Genomic DNA, 26,156 nt, shown 5'->3' on the forward strand with positions numbered 1-26,156 from the left:
CCCCCATAAAAAAACGAAACGCAAAACCATTCGCAGTTTTAGAAGGTGGCAGCGTTTAAAGAAAAGCAATGATCTCAGGAGATAGAACGATGATTACTCTGCGCAAACTCCCTCTGGCGGTTGCTGTAGCAGCAGGCATTATGTCTGTTCAGGCAATGGCTGTGGATTTCCATGGTTATGCTCGTTCCGGCATTGGCTGGACAGGTAGCGGCGGTGAACAACAATGTTTCCAGGCAACAGGTGCACAAAGTAAATACCGTCTTGGTAACGAATGTGAAACCTATGCGGAAATTAAATTAGGTCAGGAAGTGTGGAAAGAGGGCGATAAGAGCTTCTACTTCGACACTAACGTTGCCTACTCCGTTGCACAGCAAAATGACTGGGAAGGGACTGACCCGGCCTTCCGTGAAGCCAACGTGCAGGGTAAAAACCTGATTGAATGGCTGCCAGGCTCCACTATCTGGGCCGGTAAGCGCTTCTATCAGCGTCATGACGTCCACATGATCGACTTCTACTACTGGGATATTTCAGGTCCTGGTGCTGGTATTGAAAACATCGATCTGGGCTTCGGTAAACTATCTCTGGCAGCAACCCGTTCTCAGGAAGCGGGCGGTTCATACGCGTTCAGCAGCCAGAATATCTATGACCGTACCAAAGACACCGCGAACGATGTATTTGACGTTCGTTTAGCGCAGATGGCTACTAACCCGGATGGTATGTTGGAGCTGGGCGTCGACTACGGTCGTGCTAACACCACCGACGACTACAGCCTGGCAGACGGCGCATCTAAAGACGGTTGGATGTTCACCGCTGAACATACCCAGAGCATGCTGAAGGGCTACAACAAGTTTGTGGTTCAGTACGCGACAGATTCCATGACCACTCAGGGCAAAGGCCTGTCTCAAGGTTCCTACGGCTCATCTAGCATTACTATTGATGGCGTGAACTATGCCAACAATGTTGTGAATAACAACGGTAGCCTGTTCCGCGTGCTTGACCACGGTGCAATTTCCCTTGGCGACAAATGGGACCTGATGTACGTCGGTATGTACCAGAACCTCGATATGGATAACGACCTGGGGACCGAATGGTACACCGTCGGTATTCGCCCGATGTATAAATGGACGCCAATCATGAGCACCCTGCTGGAAGTCGGCTACGACAACGTCAAATCTCAGCAGACCAGCGATCGCAACAGCCAGTACAAAATCACCCTGGCTCAACAATGGCAGGCTGGCGACAGCATCTGGTCTCGTCCGGCAATCCGTGTCTTCGCAACCTATGCAAAATGGGATGAAGAGTGGGGTTACATCAAAAATGGTAACAACGTATCTAAATACGCAGCTGCAACGAACTCTGGTATCAGCACAACCAGCCGTGGCGACAGCGATGAGTGGTCCTTCGGTGCTCAGATGGAAATCTGGTGGTAATTCAGCACTAACCTGACGTAAAGACCGAAAGAGGGGCGCAAGCCCCTCTTGATTACGGTTTAGCGCGCTATTGCCTGGCCACCGCTGAACCCATGCTATCTGAGGTGATAACAATGAAAATGAAGAAAAGTCTCGTTGCCCTTTGTTTATCTGCAGGGTTATTTGCCAGCGCGCCTGGCATCAGCCTGGCTGATGTAAATATTGTTCCGCAGAACACCACCGCGGCCCCAACAATCCCCACTGCTGCGCTGCAACAGTTAACCTGGACGCCGGTTGATCAATCTAAAACTCAGTCCACACAGCTTGCCAATGCAGGTCAGCGTTTAGATGTTGCTGGTATTACTGGCCCGGTCGCGGCCTATAGCGTACCGGCGAACATTGGCGAACTGACCCTGACGCTGTCCAGTGAAGTCAACAAACAAACCAGCGTATTTGCGCCAAACGTCTTAATTCTTGACCAAAACATGACGCCATCTGCGTTCTTCCCCAGCAGCTATTTCACCTACCAGGAGCCCGGCGTGATGAGTGCCGATCGTCTGGAAGGCGTAATGCGTCTGACGCCAGCGCTGGGCCAGCAAAAACTGTATGTTCTGGTCTTTACCACAGATAAAGATCTCCAGCAGACCACGACCCTGCTCGACCCGGCAAAAGCCTATGCCAAGGGGGTAGGTAACGCTGTTCCGGATATTCCGGACCCGATCGCCCGCCACACCACCGACGGTCTGCTGCATCTGAAAGTTAAAACCAGCTCCTCCTCCAGCGTGCTGGTCGGGCCGCTGTTTGGTTCTTCCGGCCCTGGCCCTGTTACGGTTGGTAATACCGCCGCACCTGCAGTGGCCGTTGCTGCTCCGGCACCACAACCCGTGAAGAAAAGCGAGCCAATGCTGAACGACACGGAAAGCTATTTTAATCAGGCGATTAAGGATGCAGTTGCAAAAGGCGATGTTGATAAAGCGCTGAAGCTGCTTGATGAAGCGGAACGTCTGGGATCCAAATCTGCCCGATCCACCTTTATCAGCAGTGTAAAAGGCAAGGGGTAAACATCTCCCCACATTGTTGATTTTGCAACAACTGGTGCGTCTCCTGGCGCACCTTTTTTTATCCTTCGGTGCTAATTGTTACACTTATGTTGCCCTGCCGATCACTTAATCGTGTTTGCTCACCCCGTAATGCCTTTTCTGCGATACAATGCCTTCAGGTTATAAATCGGAGAGTAAGGCATGCCACACCCTGCGTTAACGCAACTGCGTGCGCTGCGTTATTTTGATGCGATCCCGGCGCTGGACGCCCAACTGCTCGACTGGTTGTTACTGGAAGATTCCATGACCAAACGTTTTGAGCAGCAGGGGAAAAAGGTCACCGTAACGTTGATTCGCGAAGAATTCGTTGGGCAAAATGAGGTGGCTGAAGAACTGACGCTGCTGCCTAAAGAGTCTCGTTATTGGTTACGTGAAATCCTGTTATGCGCGGATGGTGAACCCTGGCTTGCCGGACGGACTGTGGTGCCTGAATCAACCTTGTGCGGCCCTGAACTGGCCTTACAGAACCTGGGGAAAACCCCGCTCGGACGCTACCTGTTTACGTCATCGACATTGACCCGAGATTTTATTGAGATTGGCCGCGATGCAGCGCTGTGGGGGCGTCGTTCCCGCCTGCGGCTGAGCGGTAAGCCACTGATGCTTACCGAGCTTTTTCTGCCTGCGTCGCCGTTGTACTGAGAGGAAGATAAAGATGGAGTGGAGTCTGACGCAGAATAAGCTGCTGGCGTTTCACCGCTTGATGCGTACGGATAAGCCAATCGGCGCCTTACTGCTGCTCTGGCCTACGCTGTGGGCTCTGTGGGTGGCGACCCCAGGCATGCCGCAACTGTGGATCCTGGCGGTTTTTGTCGCTGGCGTTTGGTTAATGCGCGCCGCCGGATGCGTGGTGAATGATTATGCCGACAGGAAATTTGACGGGCACGTCAAACGCACCGCGAATCGACCGCTGCCGAGCGGGGCTGTCACCGAGAAAGAAGCCCGAACGCTGTTTGTGGTACTGGTGCTGCTGGCCTTCCTGCTGGTTTTGACCCTCAACACGATGACCATTTTGTTGTCCGTTGCGGCATTAGCATTAGCGTGGGTTTACCCGTTTATGAAGCGCTATACGCATCTGCCGCAGGTGGTGCTGGGGGCGGCGTTTGGCTGGTCGATCCCGATGGCGTTCGCCGCCGTGAGTGAATCCGTACCGCTGAGTTGCTGGCTGATGTTCCTTGCGAATATTCTCTGGGCGGTGGCCTATGATACGCAGTACGCCATGGTTGACCGGGATGATGACCTGAAGATCGGCATTAAATCGACCGCGATCCTGTTCGGTCAGAACGACAAGCTGATTATTGGTATTTTGCAGGTAGGCGTGCTGGTGCTGATGGCGCTGGTGGGCTGGTTAAACGGGTTGGGACTGGGCTATTACTGGTCTCTGCTGGTGGCGGGCGCGCTGTTTGTCTATCAGCAGAAACTGATCGTTAACCGTGAACGTGATGCCTGCTTTAAAGCGTTTATGAACAATAACTACGTCGGCCTGGTGCTGTTCTTAGGCCTGGCAATGAGCTACTGGCATTTTTGATTTTGGCTTAGCCTGCAAAATAAAAAACCGGTCATTCCGACCGGTTTTTTTATGCTTACTCGCCCTGAGTGGCGCTCTCGATGGTCAGACGCACATCTGACGTGACCAGTTCGGCCAGCATCTGATAGATCTTCATCGTCTCTTCCGGTTCGGCATCTCCGGTATCGCTGATGAATCCCTCGTCACGCAGCGTCAGCACCAGAGAGCTGAACACGGCTTTATCGAAGAATTCCGGCGCGTTAATGCCGTGCAACACTGAGAGGCGTTGCGCCACGGTGCGGCTTTCTTTCTCCAGCGTGCCACGGTTGATGGACGGGTTCGCGCTCAGCAGCCAGAAGGTAATGGCGTAGCGCTGCAACGTCTCGCGAGCACCTGCCGCCAGCAGCTGTAGCGTGCGGGAGCGGACTGGATTGATATGCAGTTCGTCATCGGTCAGGGTGATGAGTCCCTGGCGCTGCATTTCGCTGGCCAGTTCGTCAATCACTCCGGCAAGCTCATCACGCTCCCAGCGTAAGAACAGCTCCGCTTTTAACATCGGGTACAGCGCATCAATATGCTGCTGCAACGCGGCGCGTGAAATACGACGATGCTGAGTCACAATGGCTGCCATCAACGAAGGCAGAACCAGCATATGCGCAATGTTATTGCGGTAGTAAGTCATCAAGACCGCCTGCTCGCGCGGCAGAATAATGATGTCACCGATGGTGTCTTTCTCGACCTCAAACTTGTTCATCTGCAAGGCGTGGTCGATCAGTTCACTGGCGCTCTGTGCAGGCACCGTCGAATCCGCAGCATAAGGCACATTGCGCAGCAGGCTCAGGTAGCAGTCGAGTTGTTCGGTCAGCTGTTCACGGGTCAGAGAGCGCTGGCGGGAGGCCAGTAAAGCAGTACAGCACAGGTTCATGGCGTTGGCCGCGCCTGCGTTGTTAATGCGCACCATCAAATCGGCGGCAATGTTATTCACCGTCGGCGTCAGCCAGGCCGGGCGGATAGACTCGATAGGGTCAATAGATTCACGCCACTCCGGCACATGCTGGTTGAGGTAAGTCATCAATGGCATTGGTTCACCAAAGTTGACGTAGCCCTGACCCAGATTACGCAGCTTGCTTAAGCCACGCAGCATTTGCGGCAGACTTTCTTTCTCTTTCGTCGCGCCACGCAGCTCTTTTGCGTAGGTGCCCACTTCCATTACGTGCTCATAGCCGATGTAAATAGGAACGAGGGTAATCGGACGTGTACCGCCGCGCAGCATCGCCTGAATAGTCATCGACAGCGTGCCGGTTTTCGGGTCGAGCAGACGACCGGTACGTGAACGGCCCCCTTCGACAAAGTACTCAACCGAGTAGCCGCGGCTGAACAGCTCGCCCAGGTATTCGCGGAAAACGGTGGAATAGAGCTTGTTGCCCTTGAAGGTACGACGAATAAAGAACGCGCCCAGACGGCGGAAAATCGGACCCGCTGGCCAGAAGTTCAGGTTGATACCGGCTGCGATGTGCGGCGGCACCAGACCCTGATGGTACAGAACGTACGACAGCAGCATATAGTCCATATGGCTGCGGTGGCACGGAACGTACACGATTTCATGCCCATCGTGCGCCAACTGGCGTACACGTTCAGCATTATGAACGTTAATCCCCTGATACAGACGGTTCCAGGTAAAGCCCAGAATACGGTCCGTCAGACGAATCATTTCGTAGGAGAAGTTGGCGGCAATCTCTTCCATCAGCGCAATGGCATTTTGCTGCGCTTTTTCGTGGGAGATTTTTTTACTGCGCGCTTCATCTTCTACCGCACGAGCGATCGCTTTTGAAGCTAACAGCTTATTAAACAGATCCTGGCGGGCAGGGAGGCGCGGGCCGACAGCGGCCAGGCGCTGGCGAGCAAAGTGCATACGCGCCACGCGTGCCAGCTTCTGAGCGATGATCTTATCCGTACCGTGTTCATCCGCCATACGGCGCAGAGAGACCGACGGGGAGAAGCGGACAAAACTGTCGCGACCCAACCAGGACACCGCAAAGAATTTCTGTACGCCGTTTAGCATACGTAACGGCGGATTGACCTCGCCTTTTTCACGCCCTGGCGCACGGCCAAACATCACCGAAACTGGCACCATCTGCACATCCAGATCTGGATTGCTGCGATGCAAGTCGAGATAGTTGTGGAACAGCTTGATGGACTCTTCTTTCGGCGTGTAATAGGTGAATACACGCGGACCGCCGTGAATAAACACGTAGCGCGGTAACAGCGTTCCGTCTATCTCTAGTGGTTCCAGGGGATCGGGGAGGTCGTGCACCAGACATTGGGCACGCAGCGTCAGCAAGTCAGCTTTCGAATTGTACGGTAGGACGTACATAATGGGACGCGAAGTATCGAGTCCCAATTCCGGAGCAGGTTCTGCTGGAATAGACTTGCTTTTTACCAGGACGCTTAATGGTAAATTCAGTAATTTGTAGTAAATTCGTGGCCAGCCGGACATAAACGATGTAAAGCCTCTGGTTAATAATGCAAATGCGCTGCAAGGATATCAGAAAGTTTAGTGAATTTCTGTGGTATCCGGTCATACTTCGCGCTGCTTTGCCACACCCTGAACAAACGGGGTAACGTTACAATGACATTGACGCTAATAATGTAAAAAGGTTCTTTTTGATGGCCAATAATACCACTGGATTCACCCGAATTATCAAAGCTGCAGGTTATTCCTGGAAAGGTTTTCGCGCCGCATGGATTAATGAGGCGGCATTCCGTCAGGAAAGTGTTGCCGTCCTGCTGGGCGTCGCCATCGCCTGCTGGCTGGATGTTGATGCAATTACCCGCGTGTTGTTGATCGGTTCTGTGATGCTGGTGATGATCGTTGAAATCCTCAACAGTGCGATTGAAGCGGTAGTTGATCGTATTGGTTCTGAGTACCACGAACTTTCCGGTCGGGCGAAAGATATGGGGTCGGCTGCGGTATTGCTGTCTATTTTTGTCGCTCTAATCACCTGGGGCATCCTGTTGTGGTCGCATTTGCGATAAGGCTTCCACAACTGCATAAATCTCCTGTTTTTTGTGCAGTTTGCGGTTCCAAATTCGCCTTTAGCTGTATATACTCACAGCATAACTGTATATACACCCAGGGGGCGGAATGAAAGCGTTAACGGCCAGGCAACAAGAGGTGTTTGATCTCATTAGAGATCACATCAGCCAGACAGGTATGCCACCGACGCGTGCGGAGATCGCGCAGCGTTTGGGGTTCCGTTCCCCAAACGCAGCTGAAGAACACCTGAAAGCGCTGGCGCGTAAAGGTGTGCTGGAAATTGTATCCGGCGCATCGCGCGGTATTCGACTGTTGCAGGAAGAAGAAGAAGGGTTACCGCTTGTTGGTCGCGTGGCAGCCGGTGAGCCACTTCTGGCGCAGCAGCACATCGAAGGCCACTATCAGGTCGATCCTTCACTGTTCAAACCGAACGCCGATTTTCTTCTGCGCGTTAGCGGTATGTCGATGAAAGATATCGGGATTATGGACGGTGACTTACTCGCTGTGCATAAAACCCAGGACGTGCGTAACGGCCAGGTTGTTGTTGCCCGTATTGATGACGAAGTTACGGTTAAGCGCCTGAAAAAGCAGGGAAACAAGGTTGAACTCCTGCCAGAAAACAGCGAATTCAAACCCATCGTTGTCGACCTGCGCGAACAAAACTTCACTATTGAAGGGCTGGCAGTAGGCGTCATCCGTAACGGTGAATGGCTGTAATTTTCTGTTGAATCCCCGTAGGCCGGATAAGACGATGACGTCGCCATCCGGCAACGTGCCCGGTAGCGCTGCGCTTGCCGGGCCTGCATCACATTATCCAGTACGTCTAACTTCTTCTCAGGCCCTCCTGTATGCCTTTCTTTACCTCTTCTGATAAAGCACTCTGGCACCTCGCCTTACCCATGATCTTTTCCAATATCACCGTTCCCCTGCTGGGACTGGTGGATACCGCGGTGATTGGTCATCTGGATAGTCCGGTCTATCTTGGCGGTGTTGCGGTTGGTGCTACGGCAACCAGTTTTCTTTTTATGCTGCTGCTTTTTTTGCGCATGAGCACCACCGGTCTTACCGCCCAGGCATTTGGTGCGAAAAATCCGCAGGCGCTGGCGCGCGCACTGGTGCAGCCGCTCATGCTGGCGCTGGGAGCAGGGTTGCTTATCGCACTTTTTCGTACGCCGATTATCGATCTGGCTCTGCACATTGTTGGCGGAAGTGAAGCGGTATTGGAGCAGGCCCGACGTTTCCTCGAAATTCGCTGGTTAAGCGCACCCGCCTCGCTGGCGAATCTGGTGCTGCTCGGCTGGCTGCTTGGCGTTCAGTATGCGCGTGCGCCGGTTATCTTGTTGATTGTCGGTAATATTCTCAACATTGTGCTCGATATATGGCTGGTGATGGGCCTGCATATGAACGTGCAGGGTGCGGCACTGGCAACGGTGATTGCTGAATATGCCACCTTGCTGATCGGCCTGATGATGGTGCGCAAAGTCCTGCATATGCGCGGAATTTCGCTGGCAATGCTGAAGCAGGCGTGGCGTGGCAACTTCCGCCGTTTGCTGGCGCTTAACCGTGACATCATGTTGCGCTCGCTACTGCTGCAGCTCTGTTTTGGCGCAATCACGGTGCTGGGTGCGCGTCTGGGAGGCGATATCATTGCGGTTAATGCCGTTCTGATGACCCTGTTAACCTTTACCGCCTACGCGCTGGATGGATTTGCCTATGCCGTGGAAGCGCATTCGGGCCAGGCCTATGGGGCGCGAGACGGTAGCCAGTTGCTGGACGTCTGGCGGGCGGCCTGCCGACAGTCCGGTATTGTGGCTATTTTGTTTTCGCTGGTTTATGCCCTGTTTGGCGAGCAGATTGTTGCGCTGCTGACCTCGCTGCCGCAGATCCAACAGCTGGCCGATCGCTATCTTTTCTGGCAGGTGGTGTTACCGCTGGTGGGTGTCTGGTGTTATCTGCTAGACGGAATGTTTATTGGCGCGACGCGCGCGGCAGAAATGCGCAACAGTATGGCCGTTGCTGCCACAGGATTCGCATTAACGCTGCTGACTTTGCCGTGGCTGGGAAACCATGGCTTGTGGTTGGCGTTAACCGTTTTCCTGGCGTTGCGCGGGCTTTCACTGGCCTTTATCTGGCGACGTCACTGGCGTAATGGAACCTGGTTTGCCTGAGCGGGATGGTTAAAAATTCCGAATAGTAAATAAAACCCAGAATCACTGACTACACTTATTCTCACGTCCAGCAAAAACAGCATGTGTCTGGACATGGCACTCTCGCTATTCACAACCTAACGATGAGGACTTGATGATGAATAAAGACGAAGTCGGCGGCAACTGGAAGCAGTTTAAAGGTAAAGTGAAAGAGCAATGGGGCAAACTGACCGATGATGATATGACGGTCATTGAAGGTAAACGTGACCAACTGGTCGGTAAAGTCCAGGAGCGTTACGGTTACGCGAAAGATCAGGCGGAGAAAGAAGTTAACGATTGGGAAAAACGTAATGATTACCGCTGGTAATTAACCCTTCCCTCCTGAGAGTACAAGGATGTACGCTCTCCCGCTTACCTAGCGCCCAACTTTCTTCTTCACCTGAATCGTATGGTCATGCTGGCACTCGCCAGGATGGCGGCAAGATTCAACTTCCACACAGGCCGGACACAGCCCGTGGGCTTCAATAACGTTATGCCGCAGTGCAAAGCCCATTTTTGCCGCCAGCGTATGCATAATGTCTTCCACGCCTTCCGCACACTCTTCTTTTACCACGCCACAGCGGTCGCAAATGAACATTGCGGAACTGTGGGTTGGCTGATCGAACAGATGACAAAGCACATAGCTGTTGGTGGATTCCACCTTGTGCACGAAACCTTGTTCCAGCAGAAAATCGAGCGCACGATATACGGTAGGTGGTTTAGCCTGTGGCTCAGTTTCCCGCAACAGGTCGAGCAGGTCATAGGCGCTGATCGCACCTTCCTGCAGGCTCATCAGGCGCAGTACTTCGAGGCGTTGTGGCGTAAGCCGCACGTTGCGTTGCGCGCAGAGTTTTTCAGCTTGAGCCAATAACTCTTGCGTAGTGGTTTTGTCCATTTGGCGCCTCGATTTGCGTGGAAGGTTAATCCCTTACTTTAACATGTTCTGCTTAAAACGCCGAGATCCACCGTGGTGTGCTATACCTGACGCATCGCAATACTGGAAAATAACCATGAAAAGACCCGATTGTATTCGCCACTGGCGTGAGGTTGAGGGGGCTGATGACTCCACTTATCCTGACAGCGATGAGCTATTTGCTATTGGCGCGCCGCTTGCCCGCAAGTTGGGGTTAGGACGACTCGGCATTCATCATGAACGCCTGCCGCCGGGTCGGCGCACGTCGTACCCGCACGCTGAAAGCGATGAAGAAGAATTTATCTACGTGCTGGAAGGTTATCCTGAGGCCTGGATTAACGGGTATTTATGGAAGCTGGAACCGGGCGACAGCGTCGGTTTCCCGGCAGGTACAGGCGTGTGCCATACCTTTATCAATAACACCAGTGAAGAGGTGCGCCTGTTAGTCGTGGGTGAGGCGAACAAAAAATACAACCGCATTTATTATCCGCTTAACCCGGTCTACGCCGCTACACGTGAGGATCGCTGGGTCGACCATCCGCCGCAGTTTTTTGGATCTCACGACGGAAAACCGGGGCGTAAATAGCTTTTGTTTAGGGTCAGGGGGAGTGAGCCGCGAGGATGTGGCTCACTATCGTAACGGTCTATGCTATAGTAGCGCCCCTTTTTTAACCGGATGCTTGAATATTCGCCATGCTGCCTGAATCTCAGTCTACCGCTTTTCCCGCTCATCGTTTTTCTATCGCGCCGATGCTCGACTGGACGGACAGACACTGCCGCTACTTTTTGCGCTTACTGTCCAGCCAGACGCTGCTCTATACGGAGATGGTAACCACTGGGGCAATCATTCATGGTAAAGGCGATTATCTGGCGTATAGCGAAGAAGAACATCCGGTCGCATTGCAACTGGGCGGGAGCGATCCTGCGGCGCTGGCGCAGTGCGCAAAGCTCGCTGAACAGCGGGGCTACGACGAAATTAACCTCAACGTGGGTTGTCCTTCCGATCGCGTACAGAATGGCATGTTTGGCGCCTGCCTGATGGGGAATGCGCAACTGGTCGCCGATTGCATCAAAGCAATGCGCGACGTGGTGTCGATTCCGGTAACGGTGAAAACTCGTATCGGCATTGATGACCAGGACAGCTACGAATTCCTCTGCGATTTCATCAACACGGTATCTGGCAAAGGCGAATGTGAGATGTTTATCATTCACGCCCGCAAGGCCTGGCTGTCCGGGTTAAGCCCGAAAGAAAACCGCGAAATTCCACCGCTGGATTATGACCGTGTTTATCAGTTAAAGCGTGATTTTCCGCATCTGACGATGTCGATCAACGGCGGCATTAAATCGTTGGAAGAAGCGAACATTCATCTGCAACATATGGATGGCGTGATGGTGGGGCGTGAGGCGTATCAAAACCCAGGCATTCTGGCGTCCGTTGACCGCGAGATTTTTGCAGCTACCACCAAAGATTCCGATCCAGTCGCCGTGGTGCGTGCCATGTACCCGTATATTGAGCGTGAACTGAGTAAGGGAACCTATTTGGGACATGTGACACGCCATATGTTGGGGCTGTTTCAGGGCATCCCTGGTGCCCGTCAGTGGCGTCGCTATCTGAGCGAGAATGCACATAAAGCCGGGGCAGATATTAACGTTCTGGAGCATGCGCTGAAGCTGGTGGCAGACAAGCGTTAAGTTTTCACCAAAAGTTAGTTAATTTCACCACGCCCTGCGCTTTGTCGCGGGGTGTTTTCTTTATAAATCAACGCATTATTTTTGGCATGTTTCTTGTAAAGCAATGGAGAGAATTTCATTTTGGGAGAGAGCCATGCTGGAACTACTTTTTGTGATTGGATTTTTTATCATGCTGATGGTCACCGGCGTATCTTTGCTGGGCGTTCTGGCCGCATTGGTCGTAGCCACCGCCGTGATGTTTCTGGGCGGACTATTTGCCTTGATGATTAAACTGTTGCCCTGGCTGCTACTGGCTGTTGCCGTGGTGTGGGTGATCAAGGCGATAAAAGCGCCAAAAGTCCCACAGTATCAGCGCAATAACCGCCGGTTTTACTAAGGTATTGAGCGGTACGTCACAACCTGCAACATTGCCTTTAGAACCAAATAGGAATTGATTATCAAATCTGTCACTATTGCCAGGTTAACGAATTCATCGAGCTGTACCCTACATACAGCCGAACTAAAAAAAGAAAGGGCTTCCTGCGGGAAGCCCTAATTCTTTCTTTCCCCGTCATCTTAAGGAATTAGCAAACTCGATCCCTGCGTGGCACGGCTTTCCAGTACTTCATGAGCACGCTGTGCATCGTGCAGTGCGAATGTTTGACCAGGCGCGACATCCACTTTGATCACTCCGCTGGCAATCAGCGAGAAAAGCTCATTGCTGGCTTCGGTTAATTCGCGGTGATTGGTGATGTAACCCTGTAGAGAAGGACGGGTCACGTAGAGCGAACCTTTCTGGTTCAGAATGCCTAAGTTCACGCCAGTAACCGGCCCGGAAGCATTACCAAAGCTGACCATTAATCCCCGGCGCTGTAAACAATCCAGCGAGGCTTCCCAGGTATCTTTCCCCACCGAGTCATACACCACCCGCACTTTTTTACCGCCAGTTACCTCTTTCACTCGCTCAACAATGCTCTCTTCACGATAGTTGATGACCTGCCATGCGCCAGCCTGCAGCGCAATTTGCGCTTTTTGCGCACTGCCGACAGTACCAATCAGCTTCGCACCCAATGCTTTTGCCCACTGGCAGGCAATCATACCGACGCCACCTGCGGCTGCGTGGAATAAAAACGGTTCGTCAGGCTGGATTTCATAGGTTTTGCGTAACAGATAAAAAACGGTTAGCCCTTTAAGAAACGAGGCGGCAGCTTGTTCAAACGAGATAGCGTTAGGCAGGATGGCGGCTTTATCGGCCGGAACGTTATGCACTGAGCTGTAGGCGCCAAGAGCAGACTGGGCGTACACCACGCGATCGCCAGCTTTAATGTGTGTCACTTTGCTGCCAACTTTGCTGACTACGCCGGCGGCTTCGGTACCCAGCCCGCTGGGCAGGGAAGGCGGTGGATAAAGACCACTGCGGATGTAGGTGTCGATATAGTTGATCCCAATCGCTTTGTTCTCGACCTGGATTTCGTTTTCCGCCGGGTCTACGGGCGTAAACTCCACCGCCTTGAGTACATCAGGGCCACCATGCTTGTGAAATTCAATACGTGTTGCCATGCTTCCTCCAAAAGAAATGTGGTAATCTTTCGACCCAATCATTATCTCGGTAACTCCATTCACTATGGCAGGAAATAAACCCTTCAACAAACAACAGACTGATGCTCGTGAGCGCGATCCCCAGGTCGCCGGGCTGAAAGTACCGCCGCACTCGATTGAAGCGGAACAGTCGGTGTTGGGCGGTTTAATGCTGGATAACGAACGCTGGGACGATGTCGCCGAGCGTGTGGTGGCGGAAGATTTTTATACCCGTCCGCACCGGCATATCTTCACGGAAATGCATCGCCTGCAGGAGATGGGAAAACCCATCGATCTGATCACACTGGCAGAGTCGCTGGAAGTTCAGGGACAACTGGACAGCGTCGGCGGTTTTGCTTACCTGGCTGAATTGTCTAAAAACACGCCAAGTGCGGCGAACATTAGCGCTTATGCGGATATCGTCCGCGAACGCGCCGTTGTTCGTGACATGATTTCAGTTGCAAACGAAATCGCGGAAGCCGGTTTTGATCCGCAAGGACGCTCCAGTGAAGATCTGTTGGACCTTGCAGAATCCCGCGTCTTTAAAATCGCGGAAAGCCGCGCTAATAAAGACGAAGGCCCGAAAAATATTACTGACGTGCTCGACGCCACCGTCGCGCGTATCGAGCAGCTGTTCCAGCAACCGCACGACGGCGTCACCGGGGTGAACACCGGTTATGACGACCTCAATAAAAAGACGGCTGGTTTGCAGCCGTCAGACTTAATTATTGTCGCCGCGCGTCCGTCGATGGGTAAAACGACATTTGCAATGAACCTCGTCGAAAACGCGGCCATGTTGCAGGATAAGCCGGTTCTTATCTTTAGTCTTGAAATGCCCTCAGAACAGATCATGATGCGTTCCCTGGCCTCGCTCTCACGCGTAGACCAAACTAAAATCCGTACCGGTCAACTGGATGATGAGGACTGGGCGCGAATTTCCGGAACAATGGGTATTTTGCTGGAGAAACGAAACATCTATATTGATGACTCTTCCGGCCTGACGCCAACGGAAGTGCGTTCGCGTGCCCGTCGTATCGCCCGTGAACATGGCGGTATCGGACTTATCATGATCGACTACCTGCAACTGATGCGCGTACCGTCGCTCTCCGACAACCGTACGCTGGAAATTGCAGAAATCTCCCGCTCGCTGAAAGCGTTAGCGAAAGAACTGCATGTGCCGGTGGTGGCGCTGTCGCAGCTTAACCGCTCTCTGGAACAACGTGCCGACAAGCGTCCGGTCAACTCGGATCTGCGTGAGTCCGGCTCCATCGAGCAGGATGCCGACTTAATCATGTTTATCTATCGTGATGAGGTTTATCACGAAAATAGCGACCTGAAAGGGATCGCAGAAATCATTATTGGTAAGCAACGTAACGGCCCGATCGGTACGGTGCGCCTGACGTTTAACGGTCAGTGGTCGCGATTCGATAACTATGCGGGCCCACAATACGACGACGAATAAATCTCCGTCATCCTTCATGCTGCAGATGCGTTGACTACGCCCGTTCACCCCAGTCACTTAGTTTACTAAGCTCCCGGGGATTCTCTGGCTTGTCGCGTGACTTGGACTGCGTCCTCGCCCCTTCGGGGCCAGCGCAGGCGCTGTTCAAAAACGCCAAAGCGTTTTTGTCCTGCAACACGAATGATTTAGGAAATTCTTTTATTAAGGAATACAAATGCAAGCGGCAACTGTAGTTATTAACCGCCGCGCTCTGCGACACAACCTGCAACGTCTGCGTGAACTGGCTCCAGCCAGCAAACTGGTTGCGGTCGTGAAAGCGAACGCCTACGGCCATGGTCTGTTAGAGACCGCGCGAACGCTCCCCGATGCGGACGCTTTTGGTGTTGCTCGTCTTGAAGAAGCCCTGCGCTTGCGAGCGGGAGGGATCACGCAGCCCATCCTGCTGCTGGAGGGATTTTTTGATGCCTCCGATCTGCCGACTATTTCCGCGCAGCGCCTGCATACTGCCGTCCACAACCAGGAGCAGCTCGAAGCTCTGGAAGCCGCTAAACTGGCTGAACCCGTTACCGTCTGGATGAAGCTCGATACCGGTATGCATCGCCTGGGCGTACGCCCTGAGCAGGCCGAGGCGTTTTATCAGCGCTTAACACAGTGTGAAAACGTGCGCCAGCCGGTCAATATCGTCAGCCACTTTGCTCGTGCTGACGAGCCTGAGTGTGGCGCGACCGAAAAACAGCTCGATATCTTCAACAGTTTTTGTGAAGGCAAACCGGGGCAGCGTTCGATTGCCGCGTCGGGTGGTATTTTGCTGTGGCCGCAGTCTCACTTCGACTGGGCGCGTCCGGGGCTGATTCTGTATGGCGTATCGCCACTGGAAAATCACTCCATCGGCGCTGATTTTGGCTGCCAGCCGGTAATGTCGCTGACCTCAAGCCTGATTGCGGTGCGTGAGCACAAAGCGGGCGAGCCGGTTGGTTATGGTGGAACCTGGCTGAGTGAGCGCGACACGCGTCTTGGCGTGGTAGCGATGGGCTATGGCGATGGTTACCCGCGCGCAGCGCCTTCGGGGACGCCGGTACTGGTCAATGGCCGTGAAGTGCCGATCGTCGGTCGCGTCGCGATGGATATGATCTGCGTCGATTTAGGCCCCGAAGCGCAGGATAAAGCCGGCGATTCGGTGATTCTGTGGGGCGAGGGCTTGCCCGTTGAACGCATTGCTGAAATGACGAAAGTAAGTGCTTACGAACTTATTACGCGCCTGACCTCAAGGGTAGCGATGAAGTATATCGATTAGCAGCATGATGTGCCGGACAGGTGGTTACGCCGCCTTCCGGCAATATTCCTCTCAACATCCTCTCGATCTTCTCCCACTTCCGGTTTATTGTGTTCTTAACCCCTGCCTGTAAACCCGGAGAACCACACGTGTTTCAAAAAGTTGACGCCTACGCCGGCGACCCGATTTTATCGCTCATGGAGCGCTTCAAAGAAGATTCACGTAGCGACAAAGTGAATCTCAGCATCGGCCTGTATTACAACGAAGACGGCATTATTCCTCAGCTTAAAGCTGTGGCGGAAGCGGAAGCCCGCCTCAATGCCAAACCGCATGGCGCTTCGCTGTATCTGCCGATGGAAGGTCTGAACACGTATCGCCATACTATTGCGCCGCTGCTGTTTGGCGCAGAACATCCGGTTCTCCAGCAGCAGCGCGTCGCAACCATTCAGACGCTGGGCGGCTCCGGTGCGTTAAAGGTTGGCGCAGACTTCCTGAAACGTTATTTCCCTGATTCTGGCGTGTGGGTCAGCGATCCGACCTGGGAAAACCATATTGCGATTTTTGAAGGTGCCGGATTCGAAGTAAGCACTTACCCATGGTATGACGACACGACCAACGGTGTGCGTTTCAACGACCTGCTGGCAACGCTGAATACCCTACCGGCGCGCAGCATCGTGCTGCTACATCCGTGCTGCCATAACCCGACAGGGGCGGATTTAACGCCTGCGCAGTGGGATAGCGTTATTGAGATCCTGAAAGCACGCGATCTAATTCCGTTCCTGGACATTGCTTACCAGGGCTTTGGTGGTGGAATGGAAGACGATGCCTATGCGATTCGCGCCATTGCCAGCGCCGGATTGCCTGCTCTGGTCAGTAACTCATTCTCGAAGATTTTCTCCTTATACGGCGAGCGTGTCGGCGGACTGTCAGTGGTATGTGAAGACGCTGAAGCCGCTAGCCGCGTGCTGGGGCAGCTAAAAGCGACGGTGCGTCGGAACTACTCCAGCCCGCCAAACTTTGGTGCGCAGGTAGTTGCCGCGGTACTGGGTGATGACGCGCTGAAAGCCAGTTGGCAGGCGGAAGTTGAAGAGATGCGTACCCGCATTCTGGCGATGCGCCAGGAGTTGGTTAATGTATTGAATACGGAGATCCCAGGCCGTAACTTTGACTACCTGCTGCAACAGCGCGGGATGTTCAGCTATACCGGGCTTAGCGCAGCCCAGGTTGATCGTCTGCGCGATGAGTTCGGTGTATACCTGATCGCCAGCGGTCGCATGTGCGTGGCCGGGTTGAATCACGGTAACGTGCAGCGCGTGGCGAAGGCATTTGCCGCCGTCATGTAACCGACTTTGCAGGCCTGATAAGCGTCGCGCCATCAGGCCTTTTTCCAATGTGATCGTGCTCCTTTTCCAGGACAAAACCAGAGAAAATCCTTCCTTTCCCTCCCCCTAAGGGGTAAGGTCAGATAGTTTTTTGACCAGTTGTTAATAAAAAAATGATAACTAACTGACTACTTAGGGAAAAATATGCGCAAGTTTACGTTGGCACTGAGTGCCGTTTGTTTATTATTCACGCTAAATCAGCCAGCCCAGGCACTCGTTTCTTCTCCCTCTCAGCTCAATCCAGGCACTAACGTTGCAAAGCTCGCTGAGCAGGCTCCCATTCACTGGGTCTCCGTGGCACAAATTGAAAACAGCCTGACCGGACGTCCGCCGATGGCCGTCGGGTTTGATATCGATGACACTGTCCTCTTTTCCAGCCCAGGCTTCTGGCGCGGTAAAAAAACGTATTCTCCGGACAGTGAGGATTACCTGAAGAATCCGGCCTTCTGGGAAAAAATGAACAATGGCTGGGACGAGTTTAGTATTCCAAAAGAAGTCGCGCGCCAACTGATTGATATGCACGTGCGTCGCGGTGACAGCATCTTTTTCGTGACCGGGCGTAGCCAGACGAAGACTGAAACGGTGTCGAAAACGTTGTCTGATAACTTTCACATCCCAGCTGGAAATATGAATCCGGTCATTTTTGCCGGCGACAAGCCGGGTCAGAACACCAAAACGCAGTGGCTGCAGGATAAAAATATCCGCATGTTCTACGGTGACTCCGATAATGACATCACTGCCGCTCGCGACGTGGGTATTCGCGGTATTCGCATTTTGCGCGCCTCTAACTCCACTTATAAGCCGCTGCCACAGGCCGGTGCGTTTGGTGAAGAGGTGATCGTCAACTCGGAATATTGAGGACGCTGGCTGCGGATTGCTGTTTTTTTAAACAAATTTACATTGCTGGCTTTTACCTTTTGCGGACTTGCTGCACACTGAATAAAAGATGTTCTCATGAGGCAATATGCTGGTAAGGGGAATAAAGATGACGAATTCGGAGTTGCTGCAATACTGCATGGCAAAAACGGGCGCGGAGCAGAGCGTTCACAGTGACTGGAAGGCCACGCAAATCAAAGTCGAAGATGTGCTTTTTGCCATGGTAAAAGAGGTGGAAGAACGCCCGGCGGTGTCTCTGAAAACCAGCCCTGAACTGGCAGAACTGTTACGCCAGCAGCATAGCGATGTTCGGCCAAGCAGGCATCTCAATAAGGCGCACTGGAGTACGGTGTATCTGGACGGCTCGCTGCCGGATTCACAGATTTATTATCTGGTCGACGCCTCTTATCAGCAGGCTGTGAACACGTTGCCGGAAGATAAACGCCGGATACTGACGCAGCCCTGATCCGTTTCGCCGGATGCGGCGCAAGCGCCTTATCCGGCCTACAGGTTTTATGCATATTCTGTAGTTTCGTAGGCCTGATAAGCGCAGCGCCATCAGGCACAACGGTTGCCGGATGCGGCGCAAGCGCCTTATCCGGCCTACAAGCTTTATACCTGATCTGTAGTTTCGTAGGCCTGATAAGCGTAGCGCCATCAGGCACAACCGTTGCCGGATGCGGTGTAAGCGCCTTATCCGGCCTACAAGCTTTATACCTGGTCTGTAGTTTCGTAGGCGCTGATAAGCGCAGCGCCATCAGGCACAACTGTTGCCGGATGCGGCGCAAGCGCCTTATCCGGCCTACAGGCTTTATGCGTATTCTGTAGTTTCGTAGTTGCTGATAAGTGCAGTGCCATCAGGCACAACTGTTGTCGGATGCGGCGCAAGCGCCTTATCCGGCCTACAAGCTTTATACCTGATCTGTAGTTTCGTAGGCCTGATAAGCGTAGCGCCATCAGGCACAACTGTTGCCGGATGCGGCGCAAGCGCCTTATCCGGCCTACAGGCTTTATGCATATTCTGTAGTTTCGTAGGCGCTGATAAGCGCAGCGCCATCAGGCACAACTGTTGCCGGATGCGGCGCAAGCGCCTTATCCGGCCTACAGGCTTTATGCCTGGTCTGTAGTTTCGTAGGCGCTGATAAGCGCAGCGCCATCAGGCACAACGGTTGTCGGATGCGGCGCAAGCGCCTTATCCGGCCTACAAGCTTTATACCTGATCTGTAGTTTCGTAGGCCTGATAAGCGTAGCGCCATCAGGCACAACCGTAGCCGGATGCGGCGTAAGCGCCTTATCCGGCCTACAAGCTTTATGCATATTCTGTAGGCCAGACAAGTGTTGCGTAATTACAACAGCGGTTTGAGGAAGCGGGCCGTGTGTGAGGCTTCACACTCAGCGACCGTTTCTGGTGTGCCGGAGACAAGGATTTCGCCGCCGCCGCTACCGCCTTCCGGACCGAGATCGACAATCCAGTCTGCGGTCTTAATCACGTCCAGATTGTGCTCAATCACCACGATGGTGTTGCCCTGATCCCGGAGTTGATGCAGCACGTCCAACAGTTGCTGAATATCCGCAAAATGCAGACCGGTGGTCGGCTCATCGAGAATATACAGCGTTTGCCCGGTACCGCGTTTGGACAGCTCGCGCGCCAGCTTCACGCGCTGTGCTTCACCGCCTGAGAGCGTGGTAGCGGACTGACCCAGCCGAATGTACGTCAGGCCAACGTCCATCAGCGTTTGCAGCTTACGTGCCAGCGCCGGAACGGCATCGAAGAACTCACGTGCTTCTTCAATCGTCATATCCAGCACTTCGTGGATAGTCTTGCCTTTGTACTTAATTTCTAACGTTTCGCGGTTATAGCGCTTGCCTTTGCACTGATCGCACGGCACGTAGATATCCGGCAGGAAGTGCATTTCGACTTTGATCACGCCGTCGCCCTGACAGGCTTCACAGCGTCCGCCACGGACGTTAAAGCTGAAACGCCCCGGCGTGTAACCGCGTGCGCGTGACTCCGGTACACCGGCAAACAGTTCGCGCACTGGCGTAAATACGCCGGTGTAGGTTGCCGGGTTAGAGCGCGGCGTACGGCCAATCGGGCTTTGGTCAATGTCGATCACTTTGTCGAAATGCTCCAGGCCTTGAACGTCGCGATACGGCGCAGGTTCAGCCAGCGTCGCACCGTTTAGCGCCGTCTGTGCAATCGGGAACAGTGTGTCGTTAATCAGCGTCGATTTACCCGAACCGGAAACACCGGTAATGCAGGTAAATAAACCTACCGGCAGCGTCAGGGTGACATCTTTCAGGTTGTTGCCGCGTGCGCCGGTGAGCTTCAGCACTTTCTCTGGGTCAGCCGCAACGCGCTGTTTAGGCACTTCAATCTTGCGTTTACCGCTCATGTACTGGCCGGTCAGCGACTCAGGCACTGCCATGATGTCGTCGAGCGTCCCTTCGGCGACGACCTGACCGCCGTGAACACCCGCGCCCGGGCCGATATCGATAACGTGGTCAGCGGCGCGAATCGCGTCTTCATCGTGCTCGACCACAATAACGGTATTACCCAGATTGCGCAGGTGGATAAGCGTACCCAGCAGACGTTCGTTATCGCGCTGGTGTAGGCCGATAGACGGTTCATCCAGCACGTACATTACACCGACCAGACCCGCGCCGATCTGGCTTGCCAGGCGAATACGCTGGGCCTCACCACCGGAGAGTGTTTCTGCCGAACGCGATAGCGTCAGGTAGTTGAGGCCGACGTTGACCAGGAACTTCAGACGATCGCCAATCTCTTTAAGAATTTTCTCGGCAATCTTCGCCCGCTGACCTGCGAGCTTCAGATTGTTGAAGAAATCCATTGCATGACCGATGCTCATGTCAGAAATCGCAGGTAGCGGCGTATTTTCAACAAATACGTGACGGGCTTCCCGGCGTAAACGCGTCCCTTCACAGCTGGCGCAAGGACGGTTACTGATGAACTTGGCTAATTCTTCACGTACTGCGCTGGATTCCGTCTCTTTATAGCGGCGCTCCATATTGTGCAATACGCCTTCGAACGGATGGCGACGTACGGACGTATCACCACGATCGTTCATGTATTTAAATTCGATATTCTCTTTACCGGAACCGTACAGTACCACTTTATGCACGGCAGGGTTCAGGCTGGCCCACGGGGCTTCAACGTCGAATTTATAGTGTTCCGCCAAAGACTTAAGCATCTGGAAGTAATAGAAGTTACGGCGATCCCAACCGCGGATAGCACCACCGGCCAGCGACAGTTCCGGGTTTTGGATCACCCGATCAGGATCGAAATATTGCTGCACGCCGAGACCGTCACAGGTTGGACACGCGCCCGCCGGGTTGTTAAACGAGAACAGTCGCGGTTCCAGTTCGCGCATGCTATAGCCGCAGATAGGGCAGGCGAAGTTGGCGGAGAACAGCAGCTCCTCCGCTTTCGGGTCGTCCATATCGGCAACGACCGCCGTACCGCCGGACAGTTCCAGCGCGGTTTCAAAGGATTCCGCCAGTCGTTGGGTGAGGTCGTCACGGACTTTAAAGCGGTCAATCACCACTTCAATGGTGTGTTTCTTTTGCAGCTCAAGCTTGGGCGGATCGGAAAGGTCACAGACTTCACCGTCGATACGGGCGCGGATATAGCCCTGGCCTGCCAGATTTTCCAGCGTTTTGGTGTGCTCGCCTTTACGCTCTTTGATCACCGGCGCCAGCAGCATCAGACGCTTACCTTCCGGCTGCGACAGGACGTTATCCACCATCTGGCTTACGGTCTGCGCTGCCAGGGGAACGTCGTGATCCGGACAGCGCGGCTCGCCAACGCGGGCAAACAGCAGACGGAGATAGTCGTGAATTTCGGTAATTGTACCTACCGTGGATCGCGGGTTATGGGACGTCGATTTTTGTTCAATTGAGATGGCAGGAGAGAGCCCCTCAATGTGGTCGACGTCCGGTTTTTCCATCAGCGACAGAAATTGACGCGCGTACGCGGAAAGGGATTCAACGTAACGACGCTGCCCTTCGGCATATAAGGTGTCGAAAGCGAGCGAAGATTTGCCTGAGCCCGAAAGCCCGGTGACGACAATCAGCTTGTCGCGCGGGATGACGAGGTTGATGTTTTTGAGATTATGGGTGCGGGCGCCCCGAACTTCGATCTTATCCATTCATCTTTCCCGGATTAAACGCTTTTTTGCCTGGCTGCATGGTGCTACCGGCGATCACAAACGGTTAATTATGACACAACCTGACCTGAATGGATATACAGTATTGGAATGCAAAACGCAGACGTCTGTGCAACAATGTCTGGCTGGGGTTGTTACTGGAATCAACTTCGCAACGTAGTAAAAGCGCTATTGGAAATGCTACAATCCCGCGCTTACACTTATTCAGTAACGTTTTTCAGGAGACACGATCATGGCCAGCAGAGGCGTAAACAAGGTGATTCTCGTCGGTAATCTGGGCCAGGACCCGGAAGTACGCTATATGCCGAATGGTGGCGCAGTTGCCAACATTACGCTGGCTACTTCCGAATCCTGGCGTGATAAAGCGACCGGTGAAATGAAAGAGCAGACTGAATGGCACCGTGTTGTGCTGTTTGGCAAACTGGCGGAAGTGGCCAGCGAATATCTGCGTAAAGGTTCTCAGGTCTATATCGAAGGTCAGTTGCGTACCCGCAAATGGACCGATCAGTCCGGCGTAGAAAAGTACACCACAGAAGTTGTGGTTAACGTTGGCGGCACCATGCAAATGCTGGGTGGTCGTCAGGGTGGTGGTGCTCCGGCAGGTGGCGGTCAGCAGCAGGGCGGTTGGGGTCAACCTCAGCAGCCGCAGGGTGGCAACCAGTTCAGCGGCGGCGCGCAGTCTCGTCCGCAACAGTCAGCTCCGGCAGCGCCGTCTAACGAGCCGCCGATGGATTTCGACGACGATATTCCGTTCTAATCCCACTGCGTTACGCTGAAAATAATGGCTACTTCAAGACTGGGGTAGCCATATGCAATTTTGTTATCAGTTCAACACCATCGGCCAATCTGGCGGTGTGTGGCTCATCACGTCAACCATCACGGTTTCAATGTTCTTCCAGATAGCGGACATATCCACCAGGGTTATGCCGAGCAATCCAGTCGCAAACCAGCAGGCAAAAACCAGCCCCAAACCGCTGCTAATGACGGCCAGGCCAATATAATCTGATTTACGAAAACGGATATTGAGCGTACTGGCTAAAAACATCAGCACCGCGCTGAGTAGTTGCCACCGCAGAAGAACCACGCCAGTTGTTATTGTCGCCATGAAAAACGTCCTCAGAAAGTCTGGATGCCCAGGACAGCGCGGGGGTGTTCACCGAGGGTGTGATACTCTGGCTATCGACGGGCAATAACATGAATGAAACATTGTTTCTGTTACATGATTTTTGTGAACTATATCACATCTGGTCGTTTGTTCACCAGTATTGGCCGTTATTTTTGTAGGCTTATAACCACTCCAGGTGTGTGGTTTTGTTTAATGAAGTGTTGATAATAAATAACCATGTTCTAAACATGTATTTAGTCTACTTGTTATATTTATCCTAAATTAAACGTTAAAAAAAATTAATGAATTTCTTAAATGCAGCCAGGATAATGCTCATAAAAATTACTCCGTGGGGATAATAACGTTATGAAATAAGCATAACTTTAAGTTTGCCTTACGGAAAAATAATATCATCATCAACTATTATCAGACTTTTACATAGAGAAGTCTGTTGCTAATACTGATAGATTCATGCAACTTAATCAGTCGGTGTTTATAGCATCCTGCCTTGATGGGTTCTGGCATATACGAAACAGGGAAATAGGGCTGACATGAATCACAGTGCGCGACGCAAGATGCTGAAGTTCCTGGGAACATTCATGGTGGTATTGTTCCCCGTGGTGCTGGCGATATGGTTTGCGCACATCCGGGCGATGACCGAAACCCATAGCCAACTCCGCTCTTTTGCTCAACTGGTGTTAAATAAAACAGAATTGGTGATCCTACAAGCTGATTTGGCGCGTGATATGGCCCAGTTGTATCAGGGTAAGATGTGTACCCCGGCACATCAGAAAAGTATGCTAAATATTATTCGCGGTCGTTTATATATCAGTGAGCTAATTTATGCGCAGGGCGATCATTTTTTGTGCTCTACGTCTATGGCACCGCCTGTTACTTATATTATGCCGACACCTGACTATAAACGTACGCCGGATATCGCCATCTATTACTACCGCGATACCCCTTTTTTCGCTGGCTACAGAATGACGTACATGCAACGCGGAAACTACGTCGCAGTCATCAATCCATTGTCCTACAGCGAAGTCATGTCAGATGATCCGGATCTCTCCTGGGGCGTGTATGACACAGTAACGGATACGTTTTTCTCTGCCAGCGAAGCGGCAAATATTGCGCAATTCGCACCGCTCATACGCGGTGAAGCCTCGACCTTTCAACAAGACGATCGCTTCTACACCATCGTGCATTCAGAAAAACGTCCAATTGCGATTATTGTGTCGACCTCAGACAACCGCGTAAGTCAGATTTTCTATCACGAGGCGGCATTAACCATTCCCTTCGGGATTATCTGCAGCATCCTGATACTGCTAATGTGGTGGCGCACGCGCCAGGAATACTTATCTCCCCGGCGCTTATTAAAACGCGCGATCAAAAAACGTCAGCTTTGCCTGCATTACCAGCCGATCATTGATATTAAGAATGGGCAATGTGTTGGTGCTGAAGCTCTGCTGCGCTGGCCGGGCTGTAAAGGTGAGGTGATGAGCCCGACAGAGTTTATTCCACTGGCTGAAAAAGAGGGAATGATTGAGCGGATCACGGGTTATGTCGTTGAAGAGGTGTTCAACGATTTGGGGTATTTTCTTTCGGCGCATCCTCAGCTTTCTATATCGATTAACCTTTCCGCTTCTGACTTTCATTCATCCCGATTGATTGCCCTGATTAACGACAAAAATCGTGAGTACTCCGTGGCGGCCCAGCAAATTAAAGTTGAAGTGACCGAGCGTGGGTTCATAGATGTACATAAAATGACCCCCGTAATCCAGGCGTTCCGTAAGGCGGGTTATGAAGTGGCATTTGATGATTTTGGCACGGGATATTCCAATCTGCATAATTTGTCAGCGCTGAATGTCGATATCCTGAAGATCGACAAATCGTTTATTAGCACGTTGTCCACTAACAGCACCAGTCACTTGATTGCCGAACATATTATTGAGATGGCACAAAGCTTACACCTGAAGACGATTGCGGAAGGGGTGGAAACGAAGGAGCAAATCGAATGGCTGCTTGAACGCGGCGTACAGTATTGTCAGGGCTGGTATTTTGCGAAGGCGCTGCCGCCGCAGGAGTTCATGCACTGGATACAACGGTCGCCCGCCATACTGACGCAGAGCGGGCAATAATATTACAGACGATGGCGGTAGTCGCTGGGAGTACGATCAAATTCGCGGCGAAACACACGCGAGAAGGTTTGTTGCGACACATAACCAAGATCCATCGCGATATCAAAAATAGGTCGCTCAGTTGTCCGTAGTTCAACGGCGGCCAGCAAAAGTCGACGCTGGCGGATGTAGTCACCCAAGGTCTGGCGCGTCACCGTGCGGAACATTCTTTGTAAATACCACTTCGAGTAACCTGATTTTTTCGCCACCGCCTCAATGTTCAGCGGTTGATCGATATGTTCATCAATCCATTCAATAAGGGTCTGAATAATCTGCTGATGGGACATAGGGCTGCC

24 protein-coding genes are annotated in these 26,156 nt (G+C 52.8%); 18 read left to right on the forward strand and 6 right to left on the reverse strand.

What is annotated here, in order from left to right:
• Nucleotides 1–89: 89 nt before the first annotated feature.
• The 4 genes from BZK40_RS17545 to ubiA all read left to right on the forward strand — a co-directional run bounded on the left by BZK40_RS17545 (nt 90) and on the right by ubiA (nt 4,034).
• On the forward strand, nt 90–1,430 hold the full coding sequence (locus tag BZK40_RS17545; RefSeq protein WP_048215133.1) for a maltoporin: 1,341 nt from the start codon (nt 90–92) through the stop codon (nt 1,428–1,430).
• A gap of 113 nt (nt 1,431–1,543) precedes the next feature.
• Entirely contained in the window at nt 1,544–2,470 is a 927-nt protein-coding gene (gene malM, locus BZK40_RS17550) for a maltose operon protein MalM (RefSeq protein ID WP_079935024.1), read from the forward strand.
• A 180-nt stretch (nt 2,471–2,650) separates the two neighbouring features.
• Nucleotides 2,651–3,148: a chorismate lyase gene (gene ubiC / locus BZK40_RS17555; RefSeq protein WP_003826587.1), complete on the forward strand. Its 498-nt coding sequence runs from the start codon at nt 2,651–2,653 to the stop codon at nt 3,146–3,148.
• 13 nt (nt 3,149–3,161) lie between these two features.
• Nucleotides 3,162–4,034 carry a 4-hydroxybenzoate octaprenyltransferase gene (ubiA, locus tag BZK40_RS17560; protein WP_003826589.1) on the forward strand — a complete coding sequence of 291 codons (873 nt, stop codon included), beginning with the start codon at nt 3,162–3,164 and terminating at the stop codon, nt 4,032–4,034.
• Between the two features lie 55 nt (nt 4,035–4,089).
• On the opposite strand, the gene plsB is transcribed toward ubiA, so the two are convergent.
• On the reverse strand, nt 4,090–6,510 hold the full coding sequence (plsB, locus tag BZK40_RS17565; protein ID WP_079935025.1) for a glycerol-3-phosphate 1-O-acyltransferase PlsB: 2,421 nt from the start codon (nt 6,508–6,510) through the stop codon (nt 4,090–4,092).
• A 170-nt stretch (nt 6,511–6,680) separates the two neighbouring features.
• Between plsB and BZK40_RS17570 the strand changes: the two genes are divergently transcribed.
• The 4 genes from BZK40_RS17570 (at nt 6,681) to BZK40_RS17585 (ending at nt 9,564) form a co-directional block, all read left to right on the forward strand.
• Nucleotides 6,681–7,049: a diacylglycerol kinase gene (locus tag BZK40_RS17570; protein ID WP_003826594.1), complete on the forward strand. Its 369-nt coding sequence runs from the start codon at nt 6,681–6,683 to the stop codon at nt 7,047–7,049.
• A 109-nt stretch (nt 7,050–7,158) separates the two neighbouring features.
• On the forward strand, nt 7,159–7,767 hold the full coding sequence (gene lexA / locus BZK40_RS17575) for a transcriptional repressor LexA (RefSeq protein ID WP_003826596.1): 609 nt from the start codon (nt 7,159–7,161) through the stop codon (nt 7,765–7,767).
• A 131-nt stretch (nt 7,768–7,898) separates the two neighbouring features.
• Complete coding sequence (gene dinF, locus BZK40_RS17580) at nt 7,899–9,218, forward strand: MATE family efflux transporter DinF (RefSeq protein ID WP_079935026.1); 1,320 nt, start codon at nt 7,899–7,901, stop codon at nt 9,216–9,218.
• A gap of 136 nt (nt 9,219–9,354) precedes the next feature.
• Nucleotides 9,355–9,564 carry a CsbD family protein gene (locus BZK40_RS17585; protein ID WP_003031706.1) on the forward strand — a complete coding sequence of 70 codons (210 nt, stop codon included), beginning with the start codon at nt 9,355–9,357 and terminating at the stop codon, nt 9,562–9,564.
• Nucleotides 9,565–9,612: 48 nt separating this feature from the next.
• On the opposite strand, the gene zur is transcribed toward BZK40_RS17585, so the two are convergent.
• Complete coding sequence (gene zur / locus BZK40_RS17590) at nt 9,613–10,131, reverse strand: zinc uptake transcriptional repressor Zur (protein ID WP_003031709.1); 519 nt, start codon at nt 10,129–10,131, stop codon at nt 9,613–9,615.
• Nucleotides 10,132–10,246: 115 nt separating this feature from the next.
• Here zur and BZK40_RS17595 point away from each other — a divergent pair, with 115 nt between their 5' ends.
• From BZK40_RS17595 to pspG, 3 genes are all read left to right on the forward strand, one after another.
• Nucleotides 10,247–10,735 (forward strand): cupin domain-containing protein, encoded by a 489-nt coding sequence (locus BZK40_RS17595; RefSeq protein WP_003031710.1) that lies wholly within the window; start codon nt 10,247–10,249, stop codon nt 10,733–10,735.
• A gap of 107 nt (nt 10,736–10,842) precedes the next feature.
• Nucleotides 10,843–11,841, forward strand: coding sequence for a tRNA dihydrouridine(20/20a) synthase DusA (gene dusA / locus BZK40_RS17600; RefSeq protein WP_079935027.1), 999 nt, complete (start codon nt 10,843–10,845; stop codon nt 11,839–11,841).
• A 133-nt stretch (nt 11,842–11,974) separates the two neighbouring features.
• Nucleotides 11,975–12,217, forward strand: a complete 243-nt coding sequence (gene pspG, locus BZK40_RS17605; protein WP_003031713.1) for an envelope stress response protein PspG — start codon at nt 11,975–11,977, stop codon at nt 12,215–12,217.
• Nucleotides 12,218–12,396: 179 nt separating this feature from the next.
• On the opposite strand, the gene BZK40_RS17610 is transcribed toward pspG, so the two are convergent.
• Nucleotides 12,397–13,380, reverse strand: a complete 984-nt coding sequence (locus tag BZK40_RS17610) for a quinone oxidoreductase (RefSeq protein ID WP_008786924.1) — start codon at nt 13,378–13,380, stop codon at nt 12,397–12,399.
• Between the two features lie 64 nt (nt 13,381–13,444).
• Here BZK40_RS17610 and dnaB point away from each other — a divergent pair, with 64 nt between their 5' ends.
• The 5 genes from dnaB (at nt 13,445) to BZK40_RS17635 (ending at nt 18,857) form a co-directional block, all read left to right on the forward strand.
• Nucleotides 13,445–14,860: a replicative DNA helicase gene (dnaB, locus tag BZK40_RS17615; protein ID WP_003826610.1), complete on the forward strand. Its 1,416-nt coding sequence runs from the start codon at nt 13,445–13,447 to the stop codon at nt 14,858–14,860.
• A 214-nt stretch (nt 14,861–15,074) separates the two neighbouring features.
• Nucleotides 15,075–16,154, forward strand: a complete 1,080-nt coding sequence (gene alr, locus BZK40_RS17620; RefSeq protein ID WP_003826612.1) for an alanine racemase — start codon at nt 15,075–15,077, stop codon at nt 16,152–16,154.
• Between the two features lie 128 nt (nt 16,155–16,282).
• Nucleotides 16,283–17,476 carry an aromatic amino acid transaminase gene (gene tyrB, locus BZK40_RS17625; protein WP_060683094.1) on the forward strand — a complete coding sequence of 398 codons (1,194 nt, stop codon included), beginning with the start codon at nt 16,283–16,285 and terminating at the stop codon, nt 17,474–17,476.
• A 183-nt stretch (nt 17,477–17,659) separates the two neighbouring features.
• Nucleotides 17,660–18,373, forward strand: a complete 714-nt coding sequence (gene aphA / locus BZK40_RS17630; protein ID WP_003826615.1) for an acid phosphatase AphA — start codon at nt 17,660–17,662, stop codon at nt 18,371–18,373.
• Nucleotides 18,374–18,500: 127 nt separating this feature from the next.
• Nucleotides 18,501–18,857 (forward strand): MmcQ/YjbR family DNA-binding protein, encoded by a 357-nt coding sequence (locus tag BZK40_RS17635; RefSeq protein WP_008786927.1) that lies wholly within the window; start codon nt 18,501–18,503, stop codon nt 18,855–18,857.
• 880 nt (nt 18,858–19,737) lie between these two features.
• On the opposite strand, the gene uvrA is transcribed toward BZK40_RS17635, so the two are convergent.
• Nucleotides 19,738–22,560 (reverse strand): excinuclease ABC subunit UvrA, encoded by a 2,823-nt coding sequence (uvrA, locus tag BZK40_RS17640; RefSeq protein ID WP_003826619.1) that lies wholly within the window; start codon nt 22,558–22,560, stop codon nt 19,738–19,740.
• Nucleotides 22,561–22,810: 250 nt separating this feature from the next.
• On the opposite strand from uvrA, the gene ssb1 reads away from it, so the two are divergent.
• Nucleotides 22,811–23,335 (forward strand): single-stranded DNA-binding protein SSB1, encoded by a 525-nt coding sequence (gene ssb1 / locus BZK40_RS17650; protein ID WP_003826621.1) that lies wholly within the window; start codon nt 22,811–22,813, stop codon nt 23,333–23,335.
• A 66-nt stretch (nt 23,336–23,401) separates the two neighbouring features.
• Here ssb1 and BZK40_RS17655 read toward each other — a convergent pair whose 3' ends face one another.
• Nucleotides 23,402–23,683, reverse strand: a complete 282-nt coding sequence (locus tag BZK40_RS17655; RefSeq protein ID WP_003826625.1) for a YjcB family protein — start codon at nt 23,681–23,683, stop codon at nt 23,402–23,404.
• A gap of 551 nt (nt 23,684–24,234) precedes the next feature.
• Here BZK40_RS17655 and BZK40_RS17660 point away from each other — a divergent pair.
• Nucleotides 24,235–25,821, forward strand: coding sequence for a cyclic di-3',5'-guanosine monophosphate phosphodiesterase PdeC (locus BZK40_RS17660; protein ID WP_079935029.1), 1,587 nt, complete (start codon nt 24,235–24,237; stop codon nt 25,819–25,821).
• 2 nt (nt 25,822–25,823) lie between these two features.
• On the opposite strand, the gene soxS is transcribed toward BZK40_RS17660, so the two are convergent.
• Nucleotides 25,824–26,147, reverse strand: a complete 324-nt coding sequence (gene soxS / locus BZK40_RS17665) for a superoxide response transcriptional regulator SoxS (RefSeq protein ID WP_003031731.1) — start codon at nt 26,145–26,147, stop codon at nt 25,824–25,826.
• Nucleotides 26,148–26,156: the final 9 nt, after the last annotated feature.

It is taken from the genome of Citrobacter portucalensis (assembly GCF_002042885.1).
Lineage (GTDB): Bacteria > Pseudomonadota > Gammaproteobacteria > Enterobacterales > Enterobacteriaceae > Citrobacter > Citrobacter portucalensis.

Coding starts and splice junctions, on each gene's coding strand:
- BZK40_RS17545 (WP_048215133.1), top strand. CDS start 90: ATGATTACTCTGCGCAAACTCCCTCTGGCGGTTGCTGTAGCAGCAGGC.
- malM (WP_079935024.1), top strand. CDS start 1,544: ATGAAAATGAAGAAAAGTCTCGTTGCCCTTTGTTTATCTGCAGGGTTA.
- ubiC (WP_003826587.1), top strand. CDS start 2,651: ATGCCACACCCTGCGTTAACGCAACTGCGTGCGCTGCGTTATTTTGAT.
- ubiA (WP_003826589.1), top strand. CDS start 3,162: ATGGAGTGGAGTCTGACGCAGAATAAGCTGCTGGCGTTTCACCGCTTG.
- plsB (WP_079935025.1), bottom strand. CDS start 6,510: ATGTCCGGCTGGCCACGAATTTACTACAAATTACTGAATTTACCATTA.
- BZK40_RS17570 (WP_003826594.1), top strand. CDS start 6,681: ATGGCCAATAATACCACTGGATTCACCCGAATTATCAAAGCTGCAGGT.
- lexA (WP_003826596.1), top strand. CDS start 7,159: ATGAAAGCGTTAACGGCCAGGCAACAAGAGGTGTTTGATCTCATTAGA.
- dinF (WP_079935026.1), top strand. CDS start 7,899: ATGCCTTTCTTTACCTCTTCTGATAAAGCACTCTGGCACCTCGCCTTA.
- BZK40_RS17585 (WP_003031706.1), top strand. CDS start 9,355: ATGAATAAAGACGAAGTCGGCGGCAACTGGAAGCAGTTTAAAGGTAAA.
- zur (WP_003031709.1), bottom strand. CDS start 10,131: ATGGACAAAACCACTACGCAAGAGTTATTGGCTCAAGCTGAAAAACTC.
- BZK40_RS17595 (WP_003031710.1), top strand. CDS start 10,247: ATGAAAAGACCCGATTGTATTCGCCACTGGCGTGAGGTTGAGGGGGCT.
- dusA (WP_079935027.1), top strand. CDS start 10,843: ATGCTGCCTGAATCTCAGTCTACCGCTTTTCCCGCTCATCGTTTTTCT.
- pspG (WP_003031713.1), top strand. CDS start 11,975: ATGCTGGAACTACTTTTTGTGATTGGATTTTTTATCATGCTGATGGTC.
- BZK40_RS17610 (WP_008786924.1), bottom strand. CDS start 13,380: ATGGCAACACGTATTGAATTTCACAAGCATGGTGGCCCTGATGTACTC.
- dnaB (WP_003826610.1), top strand. CDS start 13,445: ATGGCAGGAAATAAACCCTTCAACAAACAACAGACTGATGCTCGTGAG.
- alr (WP_003826612.1), top strand. CDS start 15,075: ATGCAAGCGGCAACTGTAGTTATTAACCGCCGCGCTCTGCGACACAAC.
- aphA (WP_003826615.1), top strand. CDS start 17,660: ATGCGCAAGTTTACGTTGGCACTGAGTGCCGTTTGTTTATTATTCACG.
- BZK40_RS17635 (WP_008786927.1), top strand. CDS start 18,501: ATGACGAATTCGGAGTTGCTGCAATACTGCATGGCAAAAACGGGCGCG.
- uvrA (WP_003826619.1), bottom strand. CDS start 22,560: ATGGATAAGATCGAAGTTCGGGGCGCCCGCACCCATAATCTCAAAAAC.
- ssb1 (WP_003826621.1), top strand. CDS start 22,811: ATGGCCAGCAGAGGCGTAAACAAGGTGATTCTCGTCGGTAATCTGGGC.
- BZK40_RS17655 (WP_003826625.1), bottom strand. CDS start 23,683: ATGGCGACAATAACAACTGGCGTGGTTCTTCTGCGGTGGCAACTACTC.
- BZK40_RS17660 (WP_079935029.1), top strand. CDS start 24,235: ATGAATCACAGTGCGCGACGCAAGATGCTGAAGTTCCTGGGAACATTC.
- soxS (WP_003031731.1), bottom strand. CDS start 26,147: ATGTCCCATCAGCAGATTATTCAGACCCTTATTGAATGGATTGATGAA.